Source organism: Frankia nepalensis, assembly GCF_016786325.1.
Taxonomy (GTDB): domain Bacteria; phylum Actinomycetota; class Actinomycetes; order Frankiales; family Frankiaceae; genus Pseudofrankia; species Pseudofrankia nepalensis.
Genome location: NZ_JADWYU010000082.1, coordinates 38,064 through 50,292, shown reverse-complemented (window position 1 = coordinate 50,292; position 12,229 = coordinate 38,064). Strand labels below are relative to the sequence as shown.

Sequence of the window (12,229 nt, the reverse complement as noted above, 5' to 3'; positions counted from 1 at the left end):
GTCAGGAGCACGAGGAGCAGTGGCCGTAGATCTCGAGGGTGTGGGCGACGTCGGTGAAGCCCTCGGCGGCGGCGACCTGCTCGGTCCACCGCTCGATCTCGGGGCCGGCCACCTCGACGGTGTGCCCGCAGGCGCGGCAGACCAGGTGGTGGTGGTGCGTGCCGGTCGCGCAGCGGCGGTAGACGGTCTCCCCGTCGTCGAGGCGCAGCACGTCGACCTCGCCGCGGTCGGCGAGCACCTGCAGGTGGCGGTAGACGGTGGTGAGGCCGACCGGCTGGCCGTCGGCGCGCAGCCGCGCGTGCAGGTCCTGGGCGCTGGTGAACGCGTTGGTGGCGGCCAGCGCGGCGGAGACGGCGTCACCCTGCCGGGTCGACCGCGTGGTGCCCCGGGCTGGTAGTGAGCGCCCGGCCGGCGCCGGCGCGCGGCCGTCCGGTTCGTCGTTCACGCGGCTTCGGTTCACGGTCGACACAGCATCCACTTTCTCACCTCCGGCGCCACGACGGGCTGGCCGCGGGCGACGGGCCGACATCCCCGTCGCGACTTGCAACGAATACGGCAATGGTTTTCATTTCCACCAAGCGCGTCGGCGATGCTCGGCCCACGGCCAAATCCGGGCAACTGGCGGTATTCGGCGCCCCGGCGGCGTCGACAGCGCGACCACCTCCCGAAGGCTCACGTAAGCGGCGATATCGTCCAGACCTACAGGTGCTACTCGTTCCGGTCACCGTCACCCGGATCGAGCTGTTCGGGACGCGGACACGACGGACGCGGCCCGTCACCGAGAGGTCGAAGGAGGACGACGGATGCCACGTCCTCGCCCCTTCGCGGGTACCGACACGCGAACCGACCGGAACCCGCGGTCCGAGGGCGCCACGGCGCCGCCGGACGCCTCCGCGCGAGACCCACGGCCCGGGAAGGTCACACCAGGAAACCCCCGGCCGGGAGGCGCGTCGCGCGTCGAGGAGGAGTCGAGCGAGCTCTGGAAGAAGTTCGCCATCGCCGGCGCCCTCCTGATCGGGATCGCCGGGGTGCTGACCACCTGCTCCGGCGGCAAGGCGTCCGATCCGAACAACCCGCTCGGCAGCGCGTATGTCGCGTCGACCGTCGGCGACGACGCGATCAGCGAGTGGTACGACGGGACGCGCACGATCCGCGGGCGCATCGCGACCGACGTCGCCGAGATCCGCGCCCACCTGGACGCGCAGGACGGCGCCGCGCTGCAGCCCACCTGCACGACGCTGGCCGACGACCTGACCGAGGCGCGGGCGCTCACCCCCGGCCCGGACAGCGCGGCGCAGAACCTGTTCGACACGGGCCTGAACGGCTACGGCGACGGAGTCACGGCCTGCGGGAACCTGTTCGACGGCACCCAGGTCGCCGTCAGCGAGCTCCAGCAGCGGATGCGTGCCGGGCTCACCCGCGGCGACGAGCAGTGGGCCGCGCTCGCCACCCTCGTCGGGCTGCCGGTCGCGACCGCCGGGCCCCTTCCGGCGTCGTCCACCGCCGCGCCGACCACCACGCAGACCACCGTGCCGCCGACCACTACCACCCCGCCGAGGCCCGCGCCGACGACCGCGAGGCCGAGGGCGACCACCCGGCCCCCGGTCGCGCCGACCACCGCGGCCACCACGCCGCCCGTCGCCACGCCCACGGCCCCGCCGGCCACCACCAGCGCCGCCCCCTCGCCATCGCCCTCGCGCAGCGTCGGCACCCCGCCGACGTTCCCCACCTTCGGCGGTGCCTGACCGGCACGCCTGGCCAGCACGCAGGGTAGCGACCTCGAACGGGAGATTGTTTACTCCGGGTGAGCCGAGATGTCCCAGACGCGCAGGTACGGCCGGGCTCGGTCATCGCTCGGCTGGGGTGACGGCGGCCGGCGCGGCCACTGCCCGTGAATAACCCGTGGACGACATGCCTACCCTGGATGGCATGGAGTTCACCCAGTCCGACAAGCTCGCCGGCGTCTGCTACGACGTCCGAGGCCCCGTCCTCGACGAGGCGAACCGGATGGAGGCCACCGGCCAGCGGATTCTGAAGCTGAACATCGGCAATCCCGCCCCGTTCGGCTTCTCGACCCCGCCGGAGATCCTCGCGTCCGTCGTCACCAGCCTGGCGAGCGCACAGGGCTACAGCGACTCCAAGGGACTGCCCGCGGCGCGCGCCGCGGTCGCCCAGTACCACCGGCACAAGGGCGTCGCCGGCGTCGGGCCGGACGACGTGTACCTCGGCAACGGCGTCTCCGAGCTGATCATGATGGCGCTGCAGGCGCTGCTCAACGACGGAGACGAGGTGCTGCTGCCCGCGCCGGACTACCCGCTGTGGACGGCCGTGGTCAGCCTCTGCGGCGGAAAGCCGGTGCATTACCTGTGCGACGAGTCCGCCGGCTGGCTCCCCGACGTCGAGCACGTCGCCGCCCGGATCACGCCGCGCACCCGGGCGATCGTCCTGATCAACCCGAACAACCCCACGGGCGCCGTCTACGACCGGGCCACCGTCGAGGCGCTGGTGGAGCTGGCCCGCCAGCACAACCTGATGGTCTTCTCCGACGAGATCTACGACCGGATCCTCTACGACGGCGCCGAGCACGTGGCGACCGCCGCGCTCGCTCCGGATCTCGTCTGCGTGACGTTCAACGGCCTGTCGAAGGCCTACCAGCTGGCCGGTTTCCGCGCCGGCTGGATGGTCGTCTCCGGCCCGCGCGGGCACGCGACCAGCTACATCGAGGGCCTGAACATCCTGGCGAACATGCGCCTGTGCGCCAACGTCCCCGGCCAGTACGCGGTGGTCGCGGCGCTCGACCACAACGGCGGCGCGGCCGATCTGGTGCTGCCCGGCGGCCGGCTACGTGAGCAGCGCGACACCGTGGTGAAGCTGCTGAACGACATCCCCGGTGTGTCCTGCGTGCCGCCGAAGGGCGCGCTGTACGCGTTCCCGCGCCTGGACCCCGAGGTGCACGCGATCCGCGACGACGAGCAGCTCGTCTTCGACCTGCTGCGAGCGGAGCAGATCCTGCTCGTGCAGGGCACCGGATTCAACTGGCCGAGGCCCGATCACGTCCGGATCGTCACGTTGCCCAACGTCGACGACCTCACCCACGCCATCGGCCGGATCGACCACTTCCTCGCCTCCTACTCGCAGGGCTAGCCGAAGGCGTCGTCCACACCTTGGAAGGGGATTTCCACAGTCGTACGCAGCCTGTGGACAAGACCTGTGGATAACTCGCCTTCAACTGTGGACACCGGCCCCGCGGCGTCGAACGAACCGCTACGCGCCGTGACGGCCGTGGACACCCCGGATGACGAACCATCCGGGGTCGAGGTCACGGATCGCGACACCGCCGGGCCGCTCGCCGGCCAGGCCCGGCACCGGCCGCGCCCCCGGAAGGTCGTGGACCTCGCGGTGCCGGCGGCGCTCGCCGCCACCGTCGTCGCCGCCCTGGTCGCGCTGCGCGCGGTGCTCGACCGACCGCTCTGGTACGACGAGATCTGGCGGCCCCACTTCCTCGCCGAGCCGGCGGCGACGTTCTGGTCGGAGCTCGCGCACGCGAACACCCCGTCTGCCCTCGGCTGGGCCGCGCTGACGAGGCTGGTCGGCGAGGTCGCCGGCTGGCACGCCTGGGCGCTGCGCCTGCCCGAACTGGTGGCCCTGGTGGCGCTCCCGGCCGTGGCCTACGCCTTCGTGCGCCGGTTCACCGGCCCGGCGGCGGCCGGGCTGGCGGCCGCGTCGCTCGGGCTGTCCGGAGTGGTCGTCGACCTCGGAACCCAGCTCAAGCCCTACGCCGTCGAGGCGCTCGCCGCCCTCGCCGTCGTCTGGCTGTGGGGCGCCGCGCGGCGCCCCACAGTGGCCAGGACGACGGCCGGTGCCGTCTCGCTGTTCGCCGTGCCCGCCGCCTTCCTGATCATTCCGCTGGCGGCCGGCGACGTCGTCGCCGCCGGCCGCGGGTGGCGGCCCCGGGCCCGCGCGGCGCTGACCGCCGCGCCCGCGCTGGCGATCTGCGGGCTGCACACCGCCCTGTTCATCGGCCACCAGTCGAGCCAGCGGGCGAGCCGGTTCTGGGACACCCAGTTCCTCGCCGGCCGCGGGCCGCTGGACGCGGTCGGGTTCGTCGCCGGTGAGCTGGTCAGGATCCTGGGCGGCGCGCCGACGGGCGTGGACCGCTACGACCCGAACCTGGTCCACCCCGCGACCGACGCCACCTTCGCCGCCGCGTGGCTGCTCGCCCCCGCCGCCGCCCTCGCCTTCGCCTTCGGCGTGGTCGCGCTCCACCGGTTCGACAAGATCGGTCAGCCGATGCGCGACCCCGGTGACGCGCGCCGGCTGACCCATCCCGACGGCGGCCGCGCGGGGAGCCCGGCCTCCCAGGCGATGGCTCCGGCGCACGCCTGGGGGGCCGGGCGGCAGCTGCTCGTCGCCGTGCTGGGCGCCCTCCTGATCGCTCTCGCCGCCAGCGTGGGCCGCTACTGGCCCTTCGGCGCCAACCGCACCAACACCTTTCTCGTCCCCCTGCTCGTCGCGGTCGTCGCGGTCGGCGCCGACCGGATGGCCCGCCTCCTCGGGGCACCCCCGGCCGCGGCCGGGGACGGGACCGGCGCTGGTCGCCCGCCGGGCGGCCGGTGGCGGGCGACCGCCCTGGCCTGGAGGGCCGTCCCCGCCGGACGGGTCGTCCTCGCGGGCGCGCTGGTCGTGCTCGCCGCGGCGCCGGTGGCGTCCGCGAGCGCGTTGTGGCCGCTGTGGCGGGAGCGGCACGAGATCCGGCCGGTGGCGTTGATGGTCGACGCGACGACGCTCGCCCGCGGGCTTTACCAGCCCGGTGACGTCGTCGTGGTCGGCGGCCGGCTGGCCCGCTCCGGCTGGCTCTACGCGACGGGCGTCAGCGACGACGGCCCCTACCTGCCGCCGCCCGCGGCCGCCGCGCCCCCGGCCGGCCCCCGCCTGCCCGAGGACTCGACGCTCTTCCTCACGGCGGTCGGCGAGGGCGAGGCCCGGGCCGCCCTGGCGGCGCGCACCGGGCCAGCACCCGAGCGCCTCCTGCTGTTCGTGCTCGTCTACGACCGCGGCGGCGCCGACGCCGAACTCGCCGACCTGCGCGCCGCCGGCTGGTGCCCGACCGAGACCTTCGAGTTCCCGGGCACGGGCACGCTGCGCGTCCTCGGCGGCTGCGCCGGCGGCCCGTCAGCGGCGCCATCGGCGGGCGGCTGACCGGCCGACCGCGCTCGGACGCGCCAGTGCCGCTCCGGGTGGGGTCCGCGGCCCCGCCGGCATGATCGCCGGATGCCCGCGGAAACGGCTCGCCGGACGGCTGGTCTCGTCGCCATTTCCGCGGGCGACTACTGATCAACCGTGTCGCGCGTCGCCGACCCGGTGACGACCCGGGCCCGGGGTGAGCCGGGCGCCAGGCCGGCCGGCACGAGCTGACCGGGCCGGCACGAAACCGCTCCGCTCAGCCGCCGGTGGTGGGGCTCGCCACCGCCTGGCCGGCGGGTCCCGTGGCGCCGGCCGTACCGGTGGCACCAGGGATGGCGCCCCAGGTGGGCGGATTGGGGTTGAGGCCGGCGCATTGTTGGAGGGAGCCCTTGGTCGCGAGGATGGCCTCCGCGTCGGCCCCGGTCGCCGGGCGAGGCAGGCCGCCGGAGATGCGGGCCGGGACCCACTGGGCCTGGGTCACCGCGCGGCCCTGGACCGTCAGCCGCAGGACGCCGCTTTGCGTGTTGGTTCCCATACCCGACGAGTAGAAGACGAAGTTGCCCAGCCCGTAGTCAACGAACGCCCCGGTCGGATGCCAGCCGCCGCCCTGGAGCAGGTGCGCGTGCGAGCCGACGACGATGTCGGCGCCCGCGTCGACCAGGGCGGGCACGATCCCGCTCTGGTCGGTGCCGGGGCAGGCGCGCCGCTCGACACCCCAGTGCAGGAACACCACGACGGTGTCCGAGTCGGCGCGCGCGGCCCGGACGGCGCTCAGCAGCTTCGTCATGTCCTTCGCCGACGCGAGCCCCGGCTTGCCCGGGCCGGCGGTCCACGCGGCCGCGAGCTCGTCGTCGAGCACCCGGGTCGCGGCGATCATGGTGATCCGCTGGCCCTTGATCTCGGCCCGGTACGGGCGGAAGGCGGAGGTGTCGTCCTCGCCGACCCCGATGACGGGGAAGCCCGCCGCCTGCGCGTCACGCAGCGAGTCCGCCAGCCCCGTCACGCCGTAGTCCATGCCGTGGTTGTTCGCCATGCTCACCACGTCGACGCCGGCGTCACGCAGTGAGGTGAACGCGCTCGGCGGAGCGCGGAAGGTGAACTCCTTCGGCGCCGGGTCGCCGCCGGTGGTGATCGCGGTCTCCAGGTTGAGCATCGTGAGATCCGCGGCCGACAGCGTCTGACCGATGGGGCCGAGCGAGGTCAGCCCGGCCGCCGACGATCCGGCGAAGTGCGTGTCGCCGGCGAACGCGAGCGTGACCGGCTCACCGGTGGGCGCCCGCTCGGCCCCGCCGGGCGGCACGGTCGGCTTGGCGGGCGTGGCGGGCGCCGTCGCCGGGGGGGCGGCACCGAGCCCGGCCTCGACGACTCCGGGCGGCGCGCCGTCGTCGCCGCCGAACATCCCGCAGCCGGCCAGAACAGCGCCGACGGCGGCCAGCGCCACCGCGACGGGCTTCCTGGGCCGGCGGCCAGCCGACCGCGCCGCGGGCACGCGACCCCGCGCGTCACCCGCCCCGCCGGGCCCTCCATGCCCGCGCGACCGTACCCGCACCATCGCTCACCCCGCCCTGCTCAGACCCGTGACAGGGGACACCGTAAGCAGACACCAGGAGACCACTTGCCACCGGGCGGCGCGTGTTGGCGAGCCTTGGCCGGACCGCCGGTCGCCCTACAGCGCGAGCAGCGCGGGGGCGATCTCCCGCCACTGGCGGCGCGGCAGGCCGCGGCGGTCGTAGTCCAGGACCTGGACGGCGACCTGGTCCGCGCCGGCGTCGAGGTGCTCGGCCACCCGGCGCGCGAGCACCTCGGGGCCGCCGTGCGGGACGATCATGTCGACGAGCCGGTCGGAGCCGGCGTTCGCGAAGTCATCGTCGCCGTACCCGTGACGGCGCAGGTTGTTGGTGTAGTTCGGCAGGCGCAGGTAGGAGCCGGTATGCCGGCGGGCGAGCTCGCGGGCCCGCTCGGCGTCGGTGTCCAGGACGAACGCCTGCTCGGGGACGAGCAGCTTGCCGGAGCCGAGCACCTTGCGGGCGGCCGCGGTGTGCTCGGGCGGGACGAAGTACGTGTGCGCGCCGTCGGCGCGGTCGCGCGCCAGCTCCAGCATCTTCGGGCCGAGCGCGGCGAGCACCCGCGGCGGCGCGTCACCGGGCGGCACGGCCCGGTACTGCTCGGCCGCCATCCGGTCCATCTCGGCGAGGTAGGCCGCCATCTGGCCGAGCGGCTTCGTGTAGGGCACGCCCCGGATCTGCATGAGCTCCGCGTGCGAGACGCCGAGGCCGAGCAGGAACCGGCCCGGGTGTGCCTCGGCGAGGGTCAGCTGACCGGCCGTCATGGTGAGCGGGTTGCGGGCCAGGATCTGCGCGATGCCGGTCGCGACGGTGATCCGGGAGGTGGCGGCAAGCATCAGCCCCGCCGTCACCAGCACTTCCCGGCCCTTCACCTCCCCGGTCCACACCGTCGGGTAGCCGAGCTCCTCCAGCTCGGCGACGGCCTCGCGCACGACGCCCGCGGGCGAGAAGTCGAACTGTCCGCTCCAGATCCCCACCCGGCCGAGCGCGGAGCCGTCGACCAGCGGCCGGGCCGCCTGGCCGGCCTGTTCCGGCGCGGTGAAGGAGGACTGCGAGGAGGCCCGCGAGGACGGACCCTGGGATGCGCTCACGCCGTCACCGTACCGAGCCCCGGTCGCGGCCACCGCACGGCGACCCGGCGGCGACCACATCGAGTGTGGCCGCCCTCGGCGAGCCTGTGGACGTCCGCTTCGACCATCGCCGGGCACCGAGACCGTCCCGAGGACGACCAGGTCGCAGGTGCCAGGGATCGCCGACGATCTGCCGCCCGGCCATAGATCGGGCGTAACCGTACAGATCAACTTGTGCCCAGCAGATGGTCGGGTGGAGGCCTATCGTTGGCGACTGTGACGGAGCTGATGCAGCTGCTCACTCCGAGCGGGCGACGGGTGACTGCAGCGACGGAGCGGGAGTCCGCGATGGAGGCGCACGTCGCCGACGTGGACATGGCCGACCTGCTGGCGATGTACACCGACATGGTCATCGTCCGCCGGCTCGACGAGGAGGCCACCGCCCTGCAGCGCCAGGGAGAGCTGGGGCTGTGGGCGCCGTTGCGCGGCCAGGAGGCCGCCCAGGTCGGCTCGGCCCGGGCACTCGCGCCGGACGACATGGCCTTCCCGTCCTACCGCGAGCACGGGGTCGCCTACTGCCGCGGCGTCGACCCGGTCGCCGTGCTGAGCCTGTTCCGCGGGGTCACCCACGGCGGCTGGGATCCCACCGAGCACGGCTTCGCGCTCTACGCGATCGTGGTCGGCTCGCAGACGCTGCACGCCACCGGCTACGCCATGGGTGTCAGCCGCGACGGCGGCGGGTGCGCGACGATCGCCTACTTCGGCGACGGCGCCTCCAGCCAGGGTGACGTGAGCGAGGCGTTCGGCTGGGCGGCGGTGTTCGGCGCTCCGGTCGTCTTCTTCTGCCAGAACAACCAGTACGCGATCTCGGAACCGACCATCCGGCAGTCGCGGGTGCCGCTCTGCCAGCGCGCCGCCGGTTACGGGTTCCCCGGGGTGCGGGTCGACGGCAACGACGTGCTCGCCACCCTGGCGGCGACCCGGTGGGCGCTGGCGCGCGCGCGGGCCGGGGAGGGACCGACGCTGCTGGAGGCCGTCACCTACCGGATGGGCGCGCACACCACCGCCGACGACCCGACCCGCTACCGGGATTCCGACGAGGTCGCCAGCTGGGCCGAGCGCGACCCGCTGGCCCGGCTACGCGCCTACCTGGCCGCCCAGGGCACGCTCGACGGCGCCGCCGAGGCCGGGATCGCCGCCCGGGCCGACGAGTTCGCCGCCGACCTGCGCCGCCGCTGCCTCGCGCTGCCCGACCCGGCACCGCTGTCGATGTTCGACCACGTCCACGTGGACGAGAGCGGGCACGTCGCCGCCGAGCGCGCGGACCTCGCCGAGCTGCTCGCCGCCGAGGACGACCCGCCGCCCACCGCGCCGGAGCCGTCGCCGGCCGTCCTCCCGGCGTCCTCCCCGAGGGCCGTGTCATCCCCATCGGCCGCGGCGCCGCCGTCAGCCGCGTCATCGCCGCCGCCCGCGGCACCGTCATCACCGGCGCCCTCGCCCGGGTCGTCCGCGCCGGGCTCGCCGCTGGCCGTCGGGCTGGTTCCGGCCGGCCGTCCCGTCGCGGCGCCGCCGCCGCAGAGCCCAGGACCGGAGGCATCGTGCCCACGCTGACGTTGGCCAGCGCGCTCAACAGTGGCCTGCGCGCGGTGATGGAGGCCGACCCGAAGGTCGTCGTCATGGGCGAGGACGTCGGCCGGCTCGGCGGGGTGTTCCGAGTGACCGACGGCCTGCGCGAGCGGTTCGGCGAGGAACGAGTGATCGACACCCCGCTGGCCGAGTCGGCGATCATCGGAACCGCGATCGGGATGGCGATGCGCGGCTTCCGCCCGGTCTGCGAGATCCAGTTCGACGGCTTCGTCTATCCGGCGTTCGACCAGATCGTCAGCAACCTCGCCAAGCTGCACTACCGGTCGGCGGGCCGGGTGCGGATGCCGGTGACCATCAGGATTCCGGTCGGCGGCGGCATCGGCGCGGTGGAGCACCACAGCGAGTCCCCCGAGGCGTACTTCTGCCACACCGCCGGGCTGAAGGTGGTGACCTGCTCGAACCCGACGGACGCCCAGGTGATGATCCAGCAGGCGGTGGCCACCGACGACCCGGTGATCTTCCTGGAGCCGAAGCGGCGCTACTGGGAGAAGGAGGAGGTCGACCCCGTCGACCTCTCGGCGCTCGCCGGCGACACGGCCACCGGCGCGATCCCGGCCGCGCGGACGCCGGGGCCCCTGTTCGCCAGCCGGATCGCGCGGGCCGGGAAGGACGCCACGCTGGTCGGCTACGGACCGATGGTCCGGACCTGCCTGGACGCGGCGCTGGTCGCCGAGGCGGAGGACGGCCGCCTGCTCGAGGTCATCGACCTGCGCTCGCTCTCCCCGCTGGACCTGGATCCCGTGATCGAGTCGGTGCGCCGGACCGGGCGCCTGGTGGTCGTGCACGAGGCGCCGTCGAACGTCTCGATCTCGGCGGAGGTCGCGGCCCGAGTGACCGAGCAGGCCTTCTACTCGTTGGAAGCCCCGGTCCTTCGAGTCACGGGCTTCGACACCCCCTACCCGCCGTCCCGGTTGGAGGAGCACTACCTCCCCGACGTCGACCGCATCCTCGACGCCGTGGACCGCGCCTTTGGCTACTAGGGCACTGACCACCAGGGCACGCCTCGTTGCCAGGCACACCATCACCAGACACACCGTTACTAGGCACACCTCGTTGTCGAGCTGAGGAGGCTGCGGTGGCGCGGCGAGAGTTCCGGCTCCCCGACCTGGGCGAGGGCCTCGCGGAAGCGGAGATCGTCCGCTGGCTCGTCGCGGTGGGGGACGTGGTCGCGGTCAACCAGCCGCTGGTCGAGGTGGAGACGGCGAAGGCGCTGGTGGAGCTGCCCAGCCCGTTCGCCGGCCGGCTGGTCGAGACGCACGGCGCGGACGGTGACACGGTCCTGGTCGGCACGGTGCTCGTCACCATCGAGGAGAACGAGGACGCCAGGACCGCTGGCGCGGGCCCTGGCGCGCCCGGGGCGACGGCCATGCCGCCGCCCGTCCCACAGGCGCCGCTCGCCTCGGCCGGCGCCGCGCCGGGAGGACCGGCGGCGGATGGGCCGGGAGCACCGGCCGGGCGCGGCGGTGACCGGGAGCCGATGCTGGTCGGCTACGGCCCGCGCGCCACGCCGGGGGGACCGGCCGGCGCGGGCCGCGCCCGCCGCCGGCGCCGGCCAGGTGGCATGCCCGCGCCCCTGGGCGGCTCGCTCGCCGGCCGGGCCACCAGCAACGGCGCCCACCGGGCCGGGCCCGCCGTCGCGCCGCCCCCGGCCCAGGCCGGGTGGCCGGCCGGCCATCCGCCGGCCGCGCCGGTGCCAGCACGCGCGACGTTGGCCAAGCCGCCGGTCCGCCGGCTCGCGCGCGACCTCGGGGTCGACCTCCACACGCTGACCGGCACCGGCCCGGCCGGCTCGATCAGTCGCGCCGACGTCGAGGCGGCCGCCGGAATCCTGGTACCCGGCGCTCCTGGCGCCGCGCCGGCGACCGAGCCCGGCCCGCCGCCGCCGGCCGCCGCTCCGGCCGCCGCTCCGAACGGCGCCCCGGCTGGCACTCCGGTCGCGGCGGCCGCCGCCACGGCGCAGGCGGGACAGATCCCGACGGAGGCCGTCTTCGACGAGCGCGCCCAGGCGTGGCGGCTCCGGGTGTCCGGGGTGCGCCGGGCGACCGCCAGGGCGATGGTGAGCAGCGCGTTCACCGCGCCGCACGTCACCGAGTTCCTCGCCGCCGACCTGACCGAGACGATGACGGCGCGCGACCGGCTGGCCGCGTTGCCGGAGTACGCGGGGGTCAAGGTCACGCCGTTGCTGTTCGTCGCGCGGGCGCTGCTGGTGGCCATCCGCCGGCGTCCGATGATCAATGCGGCCTGGGTCGAGAACGGCGCGGGCGACCCGGAGATCGTCGTCCCGGCCGCCGTGAACCTCGGTGTCGCGGTGGCCTCGCCGCGCGGGCTGCTGGTGCCGAACATCCCGGACGCGGGCCGGCTGGACATGGCGGGGCTGGCCCGCGCGCTGCATGACCTCACGGCGCGGGCCAGGGCCGGTCAGGCGGCCCCCGCCGACCTGACCGGCGGCACGATCACCATCACCAACGTCGGCGTGTTCGGGGTGGACATCGGCACGCCGATCCTGAACCCGGGCGAGGCGGCGATCCTCGCGGTCGGCGCGATCCGCCCGGCGCCCTGGGTCCACGAGGGGCAGCTGGCGGTCCGCACGGTCGGCCAGCTGGCGCTGTCCTTCGACCACCGGCTGGTCGACGGCGAGCTGGGCTCCGCCGTCCTCGCCGACGTCGCCGCCATGCTCACCGACCCGACCCGTCTGCTGGCCTGGAGCTGACGCCCCTCCGGGAGCTGACGCGTGGCCTGGAGCTGACGCGCGCGGTCGAGCCC

9 protein-coding genes are annotated in these 12,229 nt (G+C 74.8%); 6 read left to right on the top strand and 3 right to left on the bottom strand.

Translation table 11 applies throughout. The features are described from left to right. Window position 1 precedes the first annotated feature (1 nt). Window positions 2-478, bottom strand: a complete 477-nt coding sequence (locus I6A81_RS03575) for a Fur family transcriptional regulator (RefSeq protein ID WP_307874446.1) — start codon at window positions 476-478, stop codon at window positions 2-4. Window positions 479-803: 325 nt separating this feature from the next. Between I6A81_RS03575 and I6A81_RS03570 the strand changes: the two genes are divergently transcribed. The 3 genes from I6A81_RS03570 (at window position 804) to I6A81_RS03560 (ending at window position 5,199) form a co-directional block, all read left to right on the top strand. Continuing rightward, window positions 804-1,745 (top strand): hypothetical protein, encoded by a 942-nt coding sequence (locus I6A81_RS03570; protein WP_203006156.1) that lies wholly within the window; start codon window positions 804-806, stop codon window positions 1,743-1,745. Window positions 1,746-1,929: 184 nt separating this feature from the next. Then, window positions 1,930-3,144: a pyridoxal phosphate-dependent aminotransferase gene (locus I6A81_RS03565; RefSeq protein WP_203006157.1), complete on the top strand. Its 1,215-nt coding sequence runs from the start codon at window positions 1,930-1,932 to the stop codon at window positions 3,142-3,144. An 87-nt stretch (window positions 3,145-3,231) separates the two neighbouring features. Beyond that, window positions 3,232-5,199: a hypothetical protein gene (locus tag I6A81_RS03560; RefSeq protein ID WP_307874445.1), complete on the top strand. Its 1,968-nt coding sequence runs from the start codon at window positions 3,232-3,234 to the stop codon at window positions 5,197-5,199. Between the two features lie 241 nt (window positions 5,200-5,440). Here the strand turns inward: I6A81_RS03560 and I6A81_RS03555 are convergent, their stop codons facing one another. Both I6A81_RS03555 and I6A81_RS03550 read right to left on the bottom strand, forming a co-directional pair. Beyond that, a complete protein-coding gene (locus I6A81_RS03555; RefSeq protein WP_307874444.1) occupies window positions 5,441-6,625 on the bottom strand; it encodes a CapA family protein in 1,185 nt (394 codons plus the stop codon). A 225-nt stretch (window positions 6,626-6,850) separates the two neighbouring features. Then, window positions 6,851-7,900 (bottom strand): LLM class F420-dependent oxidoreductase, encoded by a 1,050-nt coding sequence (locus I6A81_RS03550; protein ID WP_238431019.1) that lies wholly within the window; start codon window positions 7,898-7,900, stop codon window positions 6,851-6,853. 195 nt (window positions 7,901-8,095) lie between these two features. Between I6A81_RS03550 and pdhA the strand changes: the two genes are divergently transcribed. From pdhA to I6A81_RS03535, 3 genes are all read left to right on the top strand, one after another. After that, window positions 8,096-9,430, top strand: coding sequence for a pyruvate dehydrogenase (acetyl-transferring) E1 component subunit alpha (pdhA, locus tag I6A81_RS03545; protein WP_407661241.1), 1,335 nt, complete (start codon window positions 8,096-8,098; stop codon window positions 9,428-9,430). 38 nt (window positions 9,431-9,468) lie between these two features. Further along, window positions 9,469-10,446 carry an alpha-ketoacid dehydrogenase subunit beta gene (locus I6A81_RS03540; protein WP_238431021.1) on the top strand — a complete coding sequence of 326 codons (978 nt, stop codon included), beginning with the start codon at window positions 9,469-9,471 and terminating at the stop codon, window positions 10,444-10,446. 95 nt (window positions 10,447-10,541) lie between these two features. Next, entirely contained in the window at window positions 10,542-12,176 is a 1,635-nt protein-coding gene (locus I6A81_RS03535) for a dihydrolipoamide acetyltransferase family protein (RefSeq protein ID WP_203010093.1), read from the top strand. Window positions 12,177-12,229 lie beyond the last annotated feature (53 nt).